Here is a 16,391-nt window from a genome sequence, read left to right as displayed (position 1 = left end):
GCCTAACTTCATGCCTCTGCTCAGATTTCTCCCGGAAGCCACGAACATCAACTTCATCGGCGCGCGCTATTATGCGTTTGCGGTCGACGGGCTTCTGCTGCTGGTCTCGATCCTTTCGATCTTTTTCCACGGCTTCAATCTCGGCCTCGACTTCACCGGCGGCGTCGAGGTGCAGGCCAAGGCGCCTTACACGATCAGCGAGTCTCAGGTGGCGAAAGTCCGCTCCGAGATCGCATCGCTCGGCTTCAACGACACGGTGATCCAGACCACCAGCGGCGGCCCGTGTTCGACGCCGGCGTTTTCGTGCCTGATGATCCGCGTCCAGCCGAACGCCAATCAGGACTACAACGTCGCGGCGCAGAAGATCAAAGACAAGATGGGCACGAGCTATAAATATCTCAACACCCAGGTGATCGGCGCCAAGGTTTCGGGTGAGTTGTTCCGCGGCGGTATCTACGCGGCGATCCTTGCGGTCATCATGATCGCGCTGTGGGTGGCCTTCCGCTTCGAATGGCAATACGGCATCAGCGCCGCCTTCGCGACCGGTCACGACGTGTTCGTCACCGCGGGTCTGTTCAGCATCCTGCATCTCGACTTCACGCTGACTTCGATCGCCGCGCTCTTGACGCTGGCCGGCTATTCGATCAACGACACCGTGGTGGTGTTCGATCGGCTGCGCGAGAACCGGCGCAAGTACAAGCGCATGCCGCTGCCCGAGTTGATCAACCTCTCCACCAACCAGATGCTGACGCGGACGATCCTGACCTCGGTGGCGACCGCCCTCTCGATCATTCCGCTCTATTTCTTCGTGCCGGCGCTCGAGGAGTTCACCGGTTCGATCCTGTTCGGCATCGTGGTCGGCACCTTCTCGTCGACCTACGTCGCCGCGGCTCTGTTGCTCTACCTGCCCAAGCCGGCCGGGAGCATCGAGGAAAAGGCCGAAGCGGCGGCCTGAACGGGCCGATCGCCGATATGAAAAAAGGGGCCGACGGTCGTCACCGCCGGCCCCTTTTCTTATGTGGTGTGCCGCAGGCTTAGAGCGGGAACCAGTCGCGCGTTTCGGTGAATTCCTGGTACTGCGCGTTGACGCCGGCCCTCAGGCCCACGCCGGTTCGCATCGGGGCGATGGTGACGCCGCTGCGGCGCATATAGAGAACGCCGATACCGGCGATGAAGTAGTAGGAGCCTTCGACGCCGGGGAAGCGGTGATAGAGGCGCTTCTCGGTCTTGAGATTGTAGACCAGCGTGAACACCTTCGAGGCATTGCCGCCGACATCGAAGCCGATCGACGGGCCGCGCCAGTAGACTTTCTTCGGCTCGTGGTTCTTGCGGATCAGCCAGCCCGAACCGTAGCGCAGACCGACCACGAACGCGCCCGAACCCTCGTCGCCCTTGACGTAGGCATCGGGGCGGCCCTGGTCGCGGAACACGCGCTGCACCGCCTTGGCGGTGGCCTCGGTGGCGATGCCGAAGAAGTCCGCCGCCGACCGGGTGATTTCGTTTTCCGAGAAGGTTTCGTCCAGATCGCCGGACTTGTCGCTTTCCCGATCCTCTTCATCCGCGAACGCGGGCAGGGGGGACATGCCGGCCGCAAGCGCGCCCAACAGCAGTCCATGCATCAGCTCACGTCTTTTCATCAACGGTACTCCTCTTGCAGTCGTCCGGACGAATCACCAACGGCGAATCATCGCCTGAAACGCACCGGCCGCCAACGGCCCTCCTCTGTCTCCCTTTGCGGGGACTGAGGCTGGATTGGGCCAGCCGATTTTGGCAACCTGATGTTGGCGCAGGCCGTTCGGGTTCGAATAGACCGGCCGGGCGTTAATTCGTTGTCATCCAGCCGGAATGGGTCGCATGGAAAACAAACCGAAGTTGCGCCTGGGGCTGGGGGGCTGGATCACGCTGGCCGTACTGGCCGGTTTTCTCGTCGCCGCCGTCGTTTACGCAACGGATGCTTGGCGCGATATGTCCGGCGTCGCGATGAGTCCGGCGGGCTGGATCTTCCTGGTCTTGGGGGTGGTGGTTACCATCGTCGTGGGGGCCGGGCTGATGGCGCTGCTGTTCTATTCCAGCCGGCACGACTACGACCGGTAACACCTGCGCTAGTGGATCACTCCGCTACTGCAAGCGGCCGGCGAACGTGAGAAACTACGCCAGGGAATGCTCAGGAGTGGGAGCCATGGTGTATTCTATCCGTCGTCGCACGCTGTTGCAGATCGGAGGGGCCGCCGTGGCGGTACCGCATCTGTGGCTTCCGGCTCGGGCCGAAGCGCCCGCTTGGCCGACCCAAACCGTGGAGCCGTTTCTCGAGGTCGAGATCGCCAGCGGAAAGATCCGTGGCGGGCACAGCCGCGGGGCGCTGGCGTTCAAGGGCATTCCCTATGCCGGTCCGGTATCGGGCAAGAACCGCTTCAAGGCGCCGCCGCCGGTGACGCCGTGGACGGGCGTGCGCGATGCCACCCGCCTCGGTTCGCCGGCATTGCAGGCGCCCGGTGGCACCTATGGCGAGCACGAACCGGCCTACAGCGAAGACTGTCTGGTGCTGAACGTGTGGACGCCCGCGGTGAAGGACGGCGGCAAGCGGCCGGTGATGGTCTATCTGCACGGCGGCGGCTTTACGGCCGGCTCCGGCGGTCAGAACATCCAGGACGGCTCGCATCTCGCCGCGACCTATGACGTCGTGGTGGTGGCGATCAATCATCGCCTCGGCCTGTTCGGCTATCTCTATCTCGGCGAATTGCTCGGGCCCGAATATGCCCAGTCCGGCAATTGCGGTCAGCTCGACATTGTCGCGGCTTTGCAGTGGATCAAGCAGAACATCGCGACGTTCGGCGGCGATCCCGGTAACGTAATGGTGTTCGGCGAGTCCGGCGGCGGTGCCAAGACCTGCGCGGTGATGGCGATGCCCGCGGCGCAGGGGCTGTTCCATAAGGCGGCGGTGCAGAGCGGCCCGATGCTGCGCGGCATCTCGAAAGAGTCCGGCACCGAAACCGCGCGCCGCGTGCTCGCCGGTCTTGGCATTTCCGATCCGGCCAAGCTGCTCGACGTGCCCGGCGAAAAACTTCTCGCCCTCCAGATGCAAGGCCCGAAAGGCCCGCTCGGTACGGCGACGGCCGCATACGCCGCCAGGCATCCGGGCCCGGCGTCCGGAGGCGGATTGGGGCAGGACGTGCCCGGCAATTGGGCTCCGGTGGTGGATGGCGTGGCGCTGCCCGCCGATCCGTTCGATCCGGCCGCGCCGGCGATTGCCGCCAACGTGCCGCTGTTGATCGGCAACGCGCGCGACGAGGCGACGTTCTTCGTGCGCGACAACCCGGCGTTCTTCAAGAGCGACGAAGCGGGCTTGACCGCGCTGGCGCATCAGCAGATCGGCAGCGCCGCCGACGCCATCATCGCGCTCTACAAGAAGACGCGGCCGCAGGCGACCGCGCCCGAACTCGGCATCGCGATCATGACCGCGATGAGCTTCGGCAACGGCACGGTGAAGATCGCCGATTTGAAGTCGCAGCAGCCGGCGCCGGTCTATCGCTATCGCTACGATTACCAGTCGAACGTTCCGATCAAAGACACCGACTGGATTTTCCGCGCCGGACACGCCTCCGACATCTCGCTGGTCTTCTACAATTACGAGATCAGGGATCTGCAAGGGCAGGGACCGGGACTGGCCCAAGCCTCGGCGGCGATGTCGAGCTATTTCACCTCGTTCGCCCGCAATGCCGTGCCAACCGCGGTGGGCCAGCCGCAATGGCCGCGGTACGACACCGCCCGGCGCGCCACCATGCTCATCAACACCGAGTGTCAGGTGGCGGACGATCCGGACAGCGAGGAACGCGCCTTCTGGCAGTCGTGGAAGGGGGCATAACGCCCCCTCCGTGGAGCGCTTCCCGATACGTGGGAACCGGTTATCGGAAAAGAAGCGCGACCAAATGAAAAGTTCCTAGAACTCGGTCCAGTCGTCGTCGCTGGTGCGCGTCGCCGGAGCCCGTCCGCCGCCTGCGGCCGCGACTTTCGCGGCTGGCTTGGCCACCGGCTTCGCCGCTGGTTTTGCCGCCGGTTTGAGCGTGGTGCGCGGCGTGGCCGTCCGGGCCACGGGCGTGGCGAGATGCGTATCGCCGACCGAGAAGAAGCCGACCAGATCGGTCAGCACCTTGGTTTCGTCCGCCAGATTGCGCGAGGCCGCCGTCGACTCTTCCACCATGGCGGCGTTCTGCTGCGTCACCTGATCCATCTGGTTGACCGCAGAATTGACTTCTTCGATGCCGGTCGATTGCTGCTCGGCCGCCAGCGCCATTTCGCCGATCAGACTGTTGATCTGCAGCACCTGGTCGACGATCCGCTTCAGCGCTTCGCCGGTCTCGCCGACGTATTTCACGCCGTCGCCGACATGCTCGCTCGACGTATTGATGAGCGCCTTGATCTGCTTGGCGGCTTCGCTCGAGCGCTGCGCCAGCGCCCGCACTTCGCTCGCCACCACCGCGAAACCCTTGCCGGCTTCACCGGCGCGCGCGGCTTCGACGCCGGCGTTCAAGGCCAGGAGGTTGGTCTGGAAGGCGATCTCGTCGATCACGCCGATGATGTCGGTGATCTGCTTCGACGACTGCGCGATGGCGTCCATCGCCTTGACGGCGGTTTCGACCACGCGTCCGCCGTTCTCGGCCGCATCCTTGGTCCCGGCCACGCTCTGCGAGGCGGCCTTGGCGTTGGTGGCGGTCTTCTTGACGGTGGCGGTGATTTCCTCGAGCGCCGCAGCGGTTTCTTCGATGCTGGCGGCCTGGTGTTCGGTGCGATGCGACAGGTCGTCGGCGGCCGTCGAGATTTCGCCGGCGTTGTAGGCGATCTGGTGCGCCGAGCCGAGCACGTTCTTGATCGTGCCTTGCAGGCGTTCCATCGCCGAGTTGAAGTCTTCCTTCAGCTTGGCAAAGGCGCCGGTGAGGTCGGCGGTGACGCGATGGGTGAGGTCGCCCTTGGCGAGATGATCGAGACCGGTGCCGATCGAAGAGACGATCACCTGGGTCTGCTGTTCCTTGGCTTCCTCGGCCTGGGCGAGCTGGTTCTTGAACGTGGTCATCGCCCCCGCGAGCTTGCCGATTTCGTCCTGCTGATCGGCATGCGGAACGTGGGCTTGGAGATTGCCGCGGGCGAGTTCGTCCATCGCGTCGGTCATGTTGGTGAGCGGCATCGCGATCACCCGGTTCATGAAATACCAGGCGGCGGCGCACAGGGCCATGGCAAGGCCGATCGCCACGAACACGAACAGTTTGGACGAGTAGAAGATGTTTTCGCTTTCCTGGCCCGCTGCGGCGGCGCCGTTGGTGCTGTATTCGTAGGCCGTGTCGGTCGCTTCGGTCAGGGCTTTGAAGCTCTTGCGCATCGGGCCCATGAAATAGGCTGCCGCCTTGTCGAGGCCGCCGGACTTATAAAGTGCGACCTGTTCCTCGCGCAGCGGCTTGTAGGCGGACCACGTCTCTTGCAGTTTGGCGGCGATCTGCCGGTCTTCGGCGGAGGAGGCAAGGCTGGTGAACTGGGCCAGCGCCTCGTCGGCGGCCACTTCGGCCTTCTTGAGCAGCTTCAACGTATTCTCGTGTTCCGCGTCGGTGCCGGGCAGGAGATAGCTGCTCGAATAGGAGCGGAAGCGGGTCGAGCTGTACTGGAACTGCGACAGCGCCTTCATGGCTGGGACCCAATGGCCGCTCAGAACATCGGTCTGGCTGTTCATGTTCGCGAGCTGCAGAACGGCGAAGCCGCCCAATGCCATCGTCGTAATCAGCACGCAGGCGAAGGCGCCCAGGAGCTTTTTGCTGACGGTCCAATCCTTGAAATTCATTTTGACATGTCCCTGACACGGCGCGCGCGAAACGCTCGCCTTCCTTGCTGTCAACATTGCCGGGATTTCGTTGATATCGCGTGTACGGTGTGCCCGATGGGAGCTTTTGAAGCCCGCTAAGTGTTTCTACTTACAGGTCGAAAAACTTCCGGTTGTGGCGCCGGGCGCAGACACTCGGCCTGCCGGAAATCCCGCGCGTTATCGCGCCGGGACGGCACTGGCGTGGAGCCCTGAAGGACTTATTTTGCCTGCGCGCGGAGCAGGGCGCAGTGGGCTTCTTTGCGGCCCTCGCACAGGTCGGCGGCTTGCTCCAGAACGCCGAGGGCATCGGGATTGTCGCCGAGCGCCGCCCGCAGTCCCTTGGTGCAGGTGCCCGCCTTGTTGTCGATCAGCGTGACGAGTTCGATCCCGTGCAAGGCGACCGACGAGTCCGAGGTCTTCGCCACCGCCTCGCGCAGCGCGAGGCACCCCGGACCGGCCGCGCCGTCGCCTTGGCGCAAGGCTTTGAGCAGGCTCGTCGCGGTCCGGGGATAATAGTCCATTTTCTTGGGCCGCCCGCCGGCCTGCGAATTGGGAAGGTCGCGCTCGTCGAGCAAGGCGAAGGCTTTGACGACGGCCTTCAGCCCCGCACAGTCCAGCCGCGGCGCCGCCGCGATGGAGAGATCGACCCGCCAGGTTTTTTCATCGCCGCCGCACTTGAACTTGTCGCCCGAAGGTCCCGCCACCGCGGCTCCGCACAGCAGCACCGCCACGACCGCAACGCCCATCCGCATCATACCGTCCCCCGAATCCCGTCTCGGTCGAGATATAGCGCATCGCGCGTCGGCTCTGGGCCAGCGACCGCGCGCCGCTCCACTTGAATGTTCTTGGATCGTTCCTACCTCAATTGAGGCTGTGCTGTTTGACCGTCGTGAATGCTCTTGCGAATGATTTGCTGATGCCGGCGCACACGGTGGTGCGCATCCGGAAACACGCCGTTTTGCTTATGCTTCAAAGGGAAGGCATCAGTTTAGAACGATTCGATTTCGATTCTGGACAGAGGACGGTTCGCGTCGCGTCCTAATCAGACGTTTCTCGTTCTTCTTCCGCGGTTTAGTCGGAATTGAATTCACGTTTTCCTGTTTCTGCCCCCAAGCACATTCAGAGCGGGAGGGGGTACCCTCTTCGATTTGGCAGAACAATTATGTTGCCGAAACTACCTCCTCCTTGTGGAGAGGTCGGAAAATCGCGAGCGACAAAACTGGCCGGAGGAACGGCACAAAGCTGGTCGAGCGATTTTCCGGGTGGGGGGCCGACGCCAGTGACGGCTTCGCCCGCTTCGCGCTCTGGCGACCTCTCAGGAGGAGACTGTCACGCCCCGCGCGCCACGAAATGCGGGTTGGCGAAACCGGCCTTGCCGTACATGAACGGCCGGCCTTCCATCGTGGTCAGACTGCCGCCTGCGGCGGCGAGGACGGCGTGACCGGCGGCGGTATCCCATTCCATGGTCCGGCCGTGGCGGGGATAGATGTCGGCTTCGCCTGCCGCGATCAGGCAGAATTTCAGCGACGAGCCGGCCACGATGAAATTCTTCACCGGGTAGGCCGCCAGATATTCTTCGGATTTCTTGTCGTTGTGGGTGCGCGAGATGGCGACCGTCAGGCCGTCCTTGGGAGCGGGCCGCGCCTCGATGGCATGGGCGGCGGCGAAATCGGGAGCGCCGCCGGGCGCAGCCGTCATGGCGAAGGCACCCGACAGGGTTTCGCCGAAGAAGATGCGCTCCTTGGCTGGGGCGTAGACCACGCCGCGCACCGGCTTGCCTTCGACGATCTCGGCGATATTGACCGTGAACTCGCCGTTCTTGGAGACGAACTCTTTGGTGCCGTCGAGCGGATCGACCAGGAAAAACCGTTTGCCCACTTTCGGAATACGTCCCGCCGCCACTTCTTCCTCGGCGACGATCGGCACGCCGGGGGCGAGTTGGGCGAGCCGCTTCAGGATGAAGCGTTCGGCTTCGACGTCGGCGGCGGTGACCGGCGAGTTGTCCTGCTTGCGAGTGGCGGTGATCTCGTCGGTGTAGTGGGCGAGCACGATGGCCCCGGCATCGTAGGCGATGCTGGCCAGGGCTTTCAGCATGGGCGAGGCGGTGTTGGTCATGGTCTCTCCTGCCGCGATTCCGTGGGAGCTGCGCCTCTGGGTGCCGGAATCGAACCCATTAAGCTTTCCTTAAACCGCAAAGGAGACGATAACCAATTCCCAACGCTGTCCACCAGAGCTTTCACCCAGGGACCTCCTATGACTGATCTCGAGTTCTCCGCCTTTCTCGTCAGCCGGGTTTGTCACGATCTGGTCGGCCCGTTGGGTGCCGTGGTCAACGGGCTCGAGGTGCTGGAAGACGAACGTGACGCAGCGATGCGCGCCGATGCCCTCAAGATTGTGACCTCGAGTGCGGCGCAGGCGCTGGCGCGGCTGCAGTTCATGCGGCTGGCGTTCGGGGCCGCCGGCTCGGCCGGGGCGGAACTGCCTCTCGGCGAGGTCGGTACTCTGATCGCCGGTCTGATGAGCGTCGGCCGGGTGACGCTGGAATTCGATCCGCCGCCGGTGCATTGGCCGAAGGACTGGGCCAAGCTCCTGATGAATGCGACCTTGATCGGCGTCGATTGCCTGCCGCGCGGCGGGGTTGTGCGGATCGAGGCCAACGGTTTCGGCCAGGCGCCCGGCTTCAAGGTGACTGCGACCGGAACCGGTGCCCGCATCTCCGAAGATGTCGAGCGCGCTTTGAAGGGCGAAATTTGCGAGCACGATGCGCGCGGCGTCCAGCCGGTGCTGACATTCCGTCTCGCCAAGGGGGTCAATGCCGGCCTCACCATCACCCCGCGCGAAGGGGCTGTGGAACTGGTCGCTGGTTAGGGCTCCTTTACCTTCGGGAGTTTAGATTGGATGCGTTGCAACTCTTGCGGCTAATCCGATGAAAACATGCCTTGTGGTCGATGATAGCCGGGTGATCCGCAAGGTCGCTTGCAAGATTCTGGCGGACCTGTCGTTCGAGACCATGGAAGCCGAGAACGGCGCCGAGGCGCTGATGGCCTGTCGCCGCAAGATGCCGGACGTGATTCTGCTCGACGGCCAACTGCCGCAGATGAGCGGGATCGACTTCCTGAAATCGCTGCGCAGCGAGACCAAAGGCAATCATCCGGTGGTCCTCATCTGCACCACCGAGAACGATCCCACCGATCTCAGCGAGGCGATCATCGCCGGGGCCGACGAGTACATCCTGAAGCCGTTCGATCGCGAGTTGATCGCGGCCAAGCTTGCGGAAGTGGGGCTGGTCTGACCGTGACGCACTGCCCCGACTACTCCTATCTCGCCAACGTGCTTCTCCGCCGCGCCGGCATCGTGCTCGCGGAAAAGAAGACGCACATGATCGAGACCCGGCTGATGCCGGTGGTGCGTCGCTTCGGCTTCCGCGACATTCCTTCGCTCTTGAAGGAACTGCACTACGGCCACGAAGCGCTGGTCCAGGCGGTGATCGAGGCGATGACGACCAACGACTCCGCCTTTTTCCGCGACCGCAAGACCTTCGACGAATTCCGCGACATCGTTCTGCCGGCACTGAAAGAGGCACGTTCCGATACCAAGCAGCTCAAGATATGGTGCACCGCCTGCGCGGCGGGCCAGGAGCCGTATTCCATTGCCATGCTGCTCGACGACGCCAAGCTCGCCGACGAAGGCTGGTCGATCACGCTGGTTGCCACCGACATCAATTCGCAAATGATCGCGCGCGCCCAGGAAGGGGTTTATTCGCAGTTCGAAGTGCAGCGCGGCCTGCCGATCCGCCGCCTGGTGTCGAACTTCACGCAGGAAGGCGCTAACTGGCGCATCTCCGATCACCTCAGGCGGATGGTGACGTTCCGCACCTTCAATCTGCTCGATTCCTACGGCTGGCTGCCCGACTGCGATGTCGTGTTCTGCCGCAATGTACTGATGTATTTCGACCTCAAGACGCGCGCCTCCGTTCTCGAGCGCATCGGCGACATCTTGATGCCCGACGGCGCCCTGCTGGTCGGCCCGGCCGAGTCCATGGACAGCTATATCCTCGGTTACGTCTTGGCCGACAGCGCGCCGGGGCTGTTCTACAAGTCCAGGCCAGCCCCCGCGCGCCGTCTCTCGCTCGTCAAGTAATCAGATTTTCGTCCGGATGCCGCCGAAGAATGCCCGTCCCATGGCGCCGTAGCCGGCGACGGGTTCGCGCAGATTATCGCCGAGATTCTCGACCCGCCCGAACAGTTCGACGCCGTCCCAAACAGTATAGGATGCAAACAAATTGACATGCGCCACGTCGCCGAGCTTGGTGAAATGGCCGGCATCGTCGAACCGCTCGCCGACGTAATTGACGCCCGCTCCAACCGTCAGTCCATCCAGCGGCTGCCAAGTGAGCGTCGTCGCGAAGCTGTCATGTGGCCGCCGTGCGAGCTGTAAGCCGGTGGCGCGATCCGTGTCGGTGAGATTGGTATAGGAAACATTGAGCGACAGCGCCTCGGTGATCTTGCCGTTCACTGCGATCTCAACGCCCTTCGCCCGCGATCGATTGACGTTGTAGTAAAAACCGCTCGGCCGCTGCGTACAGATCGGCGAAGTGCCGGTCCAGCAGGAATAGAAATCGATCTGGTTGCCGGTGCGCCGTTCGAAATAAGTCAGCGAGGCCTGCCACGTTCCCAGCGTCTGGTCGGCACCGATTTCCCAGCCCGTTGCCGTTTCAGGCTTCAGGCTTTCGATCGGATTGGAGTACTCGGAATAGAGCTGATAGAGGCTTGGCGCTTTGAAGCCGTCGCCGATATTGGCGCGCAGCGTCGTGCCGTCGACAACCTGCCAAGCCGCTGCCAGTTTGTACGAGGTGTGATCGCCGAATTCGCGGTCATGATCGTAGCGAATACCGCCTGTCAGCGTAACGCCGTCGGCGATGGTCGATTGCCACTGGCCGTACACGCCATCGATGCGATTGCTGCCGGTCGTGGGAACCGGGGCGTAAGCCAGGTACTGCGTCTTGAAGCTGGTGCGCTGATCTTCGGCGCCGAACGTCAGTTCGTTGGCTTCGTTGAGCTTGAAGCCGCCTTGGTATTCGAACCGCGTCGTGGCGCCTTTGGCGAAGAAGTCTTCTACCGTGTCGTAGGATTTGCGGTCGCTGTCGGAATACGCCGCCGATACGCGGTTGGTGAAGCGGCCACCGAAGAAATCCGCATTGATCCCGCCGTATAGCGCCAGCAGTTCGTTGTTGCCGTATTGATGCGTGTCGCCGAACGCGAAGGTGATGGGGTCGTATCCGTCATAGCTGTCGCGGGCGCGGGTGTAATAGAGACGGGCGTCGAGACTGATGGCATCGGTCGCGTGCCAGCGCAGGTTTCCGGTGGCACCGAAATGGTGATAGCCGTCGGCCTCCGGATTGCCGTTGCGGGCGTCCGCTGCCGAAACCGAATTGGTGACGTAATAATTCGCTGCCGCGCCGAACTCGACACTGCCGAACGTTCCGTTGGCCGCCGCATTGAAATGCGCCGTATCGAACGATCCGCCTTCCGCCGTCAGCTTCAACGTGTTGTCGCCGCCGCGTGCGGTGATGAGGTTGACGACGCCGCCGATGGCGTCCGAGCCGTACAGCGTCGATTGCGGACCGCGTAGTACTTCGATGCGCTCGAGCCCGTTGGCGAGCACGTCGCCGAGCAGTGCGCCGCCCGTTGTGGCGCTGGGATCGTTGATGCGAATGCCGTCGACCAGCACGAGGGTCTGGCCGACTTCACTGCCGCGCAGGAACAGGCTGGTGACCTGCCCGACGCCGCCGTTGCGTGTGATCGATACGCCCGGCAGATCTGCAAGAATATCGGCGAGCACGGGTGTCTGTTTCAGCGCGATATCGTCGGCCGTGATGACCGACATCGACGTACCGGTCTTTTCGAGCGGCTGCGGCGTACGGGTAGCGCTGACGACGACTGTCTCGCCCCACGCGGGTACGAGCGCAATCAATGAAACGGTAGAAAACAGAAATAACTTACGCATTGGCGTTCTCCTGGTTTGAGCCAAGAGTCGGCACGCGGGAAACCCGCATCGAACCTCGCAATGGATTCTGGGTGCACACCCGCGACGACTCCACTTCTGTCGTCGCGACGGTTTCCCCCGCAGCTCCCGACACACCCCGGTCGGAAACAGGACGACGGCGCAGGGCAGGTCTCCTGGCTACCGGGTCTTCGTCGGTTTTCCGCCTTCCCAAAGCTTTCGCCTCAGTGGCCTGTGGAAACCGTCTCGCCGGTACAGTTGCGGGGGCAGCCGCTTTCGCGTTCCCGAAACCCTGTGCGTAAGGCAGTGCTAATCCGGCGCCGCGGCCGCCGTCAACCGGCTTGGCTTTCGAGTCCGAAAATGGCCAGACGCAGCGTGTCTTTTGGGGCATAGTTGCGGGCATGGATTTGCCGCCTTTCGACGTCTGTTACCGAGCCCTCGCCAGTCGCGATGCGCGTTTCGATGGCCGGCTGTTCGTCGCCATCACGTCTACCGGCATCTATTGCCGCCCGATATGCCCGGCGCGAACAGCCAAACGCGAGAACTGCCGGTTTTTCGCAAGTGCCGCTGCTGCGCAATCGGCGGGGTTCCGTCCATGCCTGCGTTGCCGGCCGGAGATTTCGCCGGACGCTGCGGCTTGGCGCGGTACCTCCAACACGGTTTCGCGCGCACTCAGCTTGATCGCCGAAGGCGGTCTCGACGGCGAAGCGGGCGTCAGTGCGTTGGCTGATCGCCTTGGTGTCGGCGAGCGTCAGCTTCGGCGCTTGTTCGACAAGCATCTTGGGGCGCCGCCGGTCGCCGTAGCCCAGACACGGCGCATATTGTTTGCAAAGCAGCTGATCCAGGACACTGCGCTTTCCATGAGTGCCATTGCGGAGGCGTCCGGCTTCGGCAGCGTGCGGCGTTTCAACGATGCATTCGCCAAGCTCTATCGCTGCAGTCCGAGCGCGTTACGTCGCCGTCGCAAAGATGCCACCGCCGTCACCGTGAAGATCGGCTATCGCCCGCCCTACGATTGGGATCGTATTGTTGCGTTTCTCGCCGCGCGCGCTGTGGACGGCGTTGAGATTGCCGAACCTGACCGGTATGCCCGCACCATCGAAATTGGCGGCACATTCGGCAGCGTGTCGGTCGTACCCGGCCGCGGCACGCTTTTGGCGACAATCCGGTTTCCCGACGTGCGGGCGCTGCTTGGCATCGTGGCGCGGTTGCGCCGGGTGTTCGATCTCGATGCCGATGTGGCGGCGATCGGCGAGCATCTCTCCGGCGACGATGTTCTGGCACCGCTGATCGCGAAACGGCCGGGACTGCGTGCGCCCGGCGGTTGGGATGGTTTTGAAATGGCCGTGCGCGCCATTCTCGGTCAACAGGTCAGCGTGGTGGCAGCGCGCAAGCTCGCGGGAAAACTGGTCGGGCTGACCAGCCCGCATCTTTCATCGGATGCCACGGGCGACGAACGCCTCGTGGCGGCATTTCCGACGCCACAGCGTCTCGCAGCCACCGATATTTCCGCTCTCGGCATGCCGGGGGCGCGTCTCAAATCGCTCGCCGCCCTTGCCGATGCAGTGACGCGCGATCCGCACCTGCTCGATCCGGTCGGCGGACATGAAGCTGCGGTGGCGCGGCTCCTCGCATTGCCCGGATTCGGTCCCTGGACGGCGCAGTATTGGGCTCTCAGGGCTCTGCGCGATGGAGACGCTTTTCCGGCGGCCGATGTTGCGCTATTGCGCGCCATAGAAACCAATGGCCACCGTCCGACGCCAGCCATGCTGCTCGAACGGGCCGAGATGTGGCGGCCGTGGCGGGCCTATGCGGCACAGCATTTGTGGGCTCACGATGCCGAACGATGATCTATTCGTTACCGGCCTGGAAACACCGGTGGGCCAAGCCCGTCTTGTCTATGATGCGGAAGGCGTCGTGCATGCGTTCGGCTGGTACGAAGGTGATACCTGGCTCGAGCGGTTCGGTCGCGCCGATTTCGTCGAAGGCGCCGATCCTTTCGGTCTCGTTGCGGCGATGGCCGCTTATTTCGACAGCGATGTGCGCGCCATCGATCACATTCGCGTGCGGATGCGTGGTGCGCCGTTTCAAAACACCGTGTGGCAGGCATTACGCAGCATACCGGCGGGCGAAACCATGAGTTATGGTGCGCTGGCCAAGATGCTCGGTCAGCCGGGTGCGATGCGGGCGGTGGGACTGGCCAACGGTGCCAATCCGATCGGCGTGATCGTGCCTTGCCATCGCGTTATCGGCGCCGACGGATCGCTGACCGGCTATGGCGGCGGGATTGCGCGCAAGAAATGGCTGTTGGCGCACGAAGCCCGTCATACCGGCCTGTTTGGGAGTTTGAGATGAGCCTGGATCGAGAATTTGCCGCTTTGCATGCCGGACCGGGCTTGTTGGTCCTTCCCAATGCCTGGGATGCGGGCAGTGCCAGAGTGATTGAAGCCGCCGGCGCCCAGGCGATTGCGACCTCGAGTGCCGCCGTGTCTTGGAGTTATGGTTATCCCGACGAAACGCTTCCGTTCGAGAAGCTGGTGGCGACCGTCGCCGAGATCGTGCGGATTGTGCGTATTCCGGTCTCGGCCGATATCGTCGCCGGCTATGCGGCCGACGCCGCATCGGTGGAAGAGCCCCTGACGCGTATCCTCGATGCCGGTGCAGTGGGCGTGAACATCGAAGACGGTCGCGACGCGCCCGAAATTCTTGCTGCCAAGATCGAGCGTGCCCGCTCGGTTGCCGCACGCAAAGGTATCGCGCTGTGGATCAATGCCCGCACCGACGTCTATCTGCGCGGTCTCGTTCCGGTTGCGGAAGCATTCGGGGAAAGCGTCCGCCGCGCCGCGCTTTACCGGCAGGCCGGTGCCGACTCCATATTTGTCCCTGCACTGAAGGACCCGGACGAGATCGCCCGTATGGTCTCGGCGGTGGGCCTGCCGCTGAATCTGCTCGCTTGGGACGGCGTGCCGGATGCCGCCGCGCTGGGGAAACTCGGTGTGCGCCGTCTCAGTGCGGGAGGCTGGCTGGCGCGCGCTGCCTACAACCGGGCCTATAACGATGCGCGGGCGTTTCTGGCCGAAGGCCGGGTCGGTATTTTCACCAGTCCGGAGATTTCCGTACCACCTTTGAACGACTTAATGCGTCGATAGCGCCGCAGCCGTTACCGAACCGTCGCAGTTCAAGGCCAAATTGCGGCTATGATGTCGGATAGCGCGAATCGTTATGCGGTGTACGGAATGAACAGAGACGCCGCGTTCTGGGCAACTCTTCGGCGGATGCTGTGGTCCGTGACGGCGGCTTTGATCGTCGGCGCGGCCGTTTTTACATGGCTCGGATTTCAGGGGCTGGCGGCGGTCGTCGTGGTGTCGCTGATCTTGGCCGTTTCCGCCGGCATCGGCGAGCGCCGGCAGCCGTTTGCGGCGGTCGAAGAGCCGGCGTCCGACGAGTTGGCCATGTTGTCGCCTTTGGCGCGCGAAATGCTGGAACGGCTCCCTGATCCTTTGATGCTGGTCAACGGCGGCGATCGGGTGCTGTTTGCCAATGGCGCCATGCGGGACGTGGTCGGCGTCGGGATCGAGCGCAAACACGTTTCGGCCGTGATGCGCAATCCTGCGATTCTGGAAGCCCTGGCGCGGACTGCGCACACCGGCGAGCCCTTATCGGTCGAGTTCACCGTCCGGGTCCCGATCGAGCGCAATTATCAGGCGTTCACCGCGCGGGTATCTTCCGATCCGGCGGTCGTGATGCTGCTGATGCACGACCTTACCGCGATGAAGCGCGCCGAACAGATGCGGGTGGATTTTATCGCCAACGCCAGCCACGAGTTGCGGACACCGCTCGCCGCCGTTACCGGCTTTATTGAGACCTTAAAAGGCCCCGCCCGAGACGACGCTGAAGCCCGCGAGCAGTTCCTCGATATCATGGGTGTCGAGGCCGAACGGATGCGCCGGCTGATCGAGGATCTTTTGTCGCTGACCCGGATCGAGCTCAACGAACATGTGCCGCCGCGGGGCGAGGTGTCGATTGAGGCCGTGATCAAACAGGCCGCTGCGGCGCTGGCGCCGCTCGCCAAGGCGGACGGCATTACCATCTCGGTCGATTGCCCCGGCCCAGTCCCCGCTGTGAGCGGTGAGCGCGACGAATTGGTCCAAGTCTTCCAGAATCTGATCCACAACGCGATCAAGTACGGCCGCAGCAACGGCGAGGTGAAAATTACCTTGCGGCAGCAGATGGCTCCGGGGCGGCGCGGACCGGAGCCGCAGGTGGTGGCATCCGTTAAGGACGACGGCGAAGGCATCCCGGCGGAGGCGATTCCCCGGCTAACCGAGCGGTTTTACCGGGTCGATGTGAAGCGCAGCCGGGAGCGCGGCGGCACCGGTCTGGGGCTCGCCATCGTCAAACACATCGTCAACCGGCATAACGGGCGGTTGCAAATCGAAAGCCGGGTGGGCGAGGGTTCCATCTTTACGGTCCTGCTCCCGGCGGCAAAAAAGGCCGCGGAAAAGCCGTCCGACGCCGGTGTCACGGAACTGTTATAAAATCA

15 protein-coding genes and 1 riboswitch are annotated in these 16,391 nt (G+C 63.3%); of the genes, 10 read left to right on the top strand and 5 right to left on the bottom strand.

Translation table 11 applies throughout. The features are described from left to right. Positions 1-10 precede the first annotated feature (10 nt). Positions 11-955: a protein translocase subunit SecF gene (secF, locus tag FHS84_RS02470; RefSeq protein WP_166929941.1), complete on the top strand. Its 945-nt coding sequence runs from the start codon at positions 11-13 to the stop codon at positions 953-955. A gap of 79 nt (positions 956-1,034) precedes the next feature. Here secF and FHS84_RS02465 read toward each other — a convergent pair whose 3' ends face one another. Continuing rightward, positions 1,035-1,637 (bottom strand): DUF1134 domain-containing protein, encoded by a 603-nt coding sequence (locus FHS84_RS02465; RefSeq protein ID WP_208393661.1) that lies wholly within the window; start codon positions 1,635-1,637, stop codon positions 1,035-1,037. Positions 1,638-1,854: 217 nt separating this feature from the next. Between FHS84_RS02465 and FHS84_RS02460 the strand changes: the two genes are divergently transcribed. Both FHS84_RS02460 and FHS84_RS02455 read left to right on the top strand, forming a co-directional pair. Then, entirely contained in the window at positions 1,855-2,094 is a 240-nt protein-coding gene (locus FHS84_RS02460) for a hypothetical protein (RefSeq protein WP_166929939.1), read from the top strand. 85 nt (positions 2,095-2,179) lie between these two features. Further along, on the top strand, positions 2,180-3,862 hold the full coding sequence (locus FHS84_RS02455) for a carboxylesterase/lipase family protein (protein WP_166929937.1): 1,683 nt from the start codon (positions 2,180-2,182) through the stop codon (positions 3,860-3,862). A 75-nt stretch (positions 3,863-3,937) separates the two neighbouring features. Here FHS84_RS02455 and FHS84_RS02450 read toward each other — a convergent pair whose 3' ends face one another. The 3 genes from FHS84_RS02450 to cysQ form a co-directional block, all read right to left on the bottom strand. Next, a complete protein-coding gene (locus tag FHS84_RS02450; RefSeq protein ID WP_208393660.1) occupies positions 3,938-5,824 on the bottom strand; it encodes a methyl-accepting chemotaxis protein in 1,887 nt (628 codons plus the stop codon). Between the two features lie 239 nt (positions 5,825-6,063). After that, a complete protein-coding gene (locus FHS84_RS02445) occupies positions 6,064-6,600 on the bottom strand; it encodes a hypothetical protein (RefSeq protein ID WP_166929935.1) in 537 nt (178 codons plus the stop codon). Positions 6,601-7,174: 574 nt separating this feature from the next. Next, the gene (gene cysQ, locus FHS84_RS02440; RefSeq protein WP_166929933.1) at positions 7,175-7,960 is read right to left on the bottom strand and encodes a 3'(2'),5'-bisphosphate nucleotidase CysQ; all 786 of its coding nucleotides are present in this window, start codon (positions 7,958-7,960) and stop codon (positions 7,175-7,177) included. A gap of 138 nt (positions 7,961-8,098) precedes the next feature. On the opposite strand from cysQ, the gene FHS84_RS02435 reads away from it, so the two are divergent. From FHS84_RS02435 to FHS84_RS02425, 3 genes are read left to right on the top strand one after another with little or no spacing between them, the layout of a single operon-like run. Continuing rightward, the gene (locus tag FHS84_RS02435) at positions 8,099-8,713 is read left to right on the top strand and encodes a histidine phosphotransferase family protein (protein WP_166929931.1); all 615 of its coding nucleotides are present in this window, start codon (positions 8,099-8,101) and stop codon (positions 8,711-8,713) included. Between the two features lie 58 nt (positions 8,714-8,771). After that, entirely contained in the window at positions 8,772-9,137 is a 366-nt protein-coding gene (locus FHS84_RS02430) for a response regulator (RefSeq protein WP_166929929.1), read from the top strand. A 2-nt stretch (positions 9,138-9,139) separates the two neighbouring features. Then, complete coding sequence (locus tag FHS84_RS02425) at positions 9,140-9,985, top strand: CheR family methyltransferase (RefSeq protein WP_166929926.1); 846 nt, start codon at positions 9,140-9,142, stop codon at positions 9,983-9,985. On the opposite strand, the gene FHS84_RS02420 is transcribed toward FHS84_RS02425, so the two are convergent. Then, entirely contained in the window at positions 9,986-11,851 is a 1,866-nt protein-coding gene (locus FHS84_RS02420) for a TonB-dependent receptor plug domain-containing protein (RefSeq protein ID WP_166929924.1), read from the bottom strand. A gap of 146 nt (positions 11,852-11,997) precedes the next feature. Further along, a riboswitch (cobalamin riboswitch) is annotated at positions 11,998-12,158 on the bottom strand. A gap of 91 nt (positions 12,159-12,249) precedes the next feature. Between FHS84_RS02420 and FHS84_RS02415 the strand changes: the two genes are divergently transcribed. The 4 genes from FHS84_RS02415 to FHS84_RS02400 are packed head-to-tail and all read left to right on the top strand — an operon-like array spanning position 12,250 to position 16,386. Then, positions 12,250-13,698: an AlkA N-terminal domain-containing protein gene (locus FHS84_RS02415; protein WP_166929913.1), complete on the top strand. Its 1,449-nt coding sequence runs from the start codon at positions 12,250-12,252 to the stop codon at positions 13,696-13,698. Continuing rightward, positions 13,685-14,203: a methylated-DNA--[protein]-cysteine S-methyltransferase gene (locus FHS84_RS02410; protein ID WP_166929911.1), complete on the top strand. Its 519-nt coding sequence runs from the start codon at positions 13,685-13,687 to the stop codon at positions 14,201-14,203. The genes FHS84_RS02415 and FHS84_RS02410 overlap by 14 nt, the downstream gene beginning before the upstream one ends. Then, positions 14,200-14,997 (top strand): isocitrate lyase/PEP mutase family protein, encoded by a 798-nt coding sequence (locus FHS84_RS02405; protein WP_166929909.1) that lies wholly within the window; start codon positions 14,200-14,202, stop codon positions 14,995-14,997. The genes FHS84_RS02410 and FHS84_RS02405 overlap by 4 nt, the downstream gene beginning before the upstream one ends. Positions 14,998-15,045: 48 nt before the next feature. Beyond that, positions 15,046-16,386: an ATP-binding protein gene (locus FHS84_RS02400; RefSeq protein WP_166929907.1), complete on the top strand. Its 1,341-nt coding sequence runs from the start codon at positions 15,046-15,048 to the stop codon at positions 16,384-16,386. Positions 16,387-16,391 lie beyond the last annotated feature (5 nt).

The organism is Rhizomicrobium electricum, assembly GCF_011762045.1.
Classification (GTDB): Bacteria; Pseudomonadota; Alphaproteobacteria; order Micropepsales; family Micropepsaceae; genus Rhizomicrobium; species Rhizomicrobium electricum.
The sequence above is the reverse complement of the archived record's forward strand: the minus strand, read 5'-3'. Positions and strand labels throughout refer to the sequence as shown.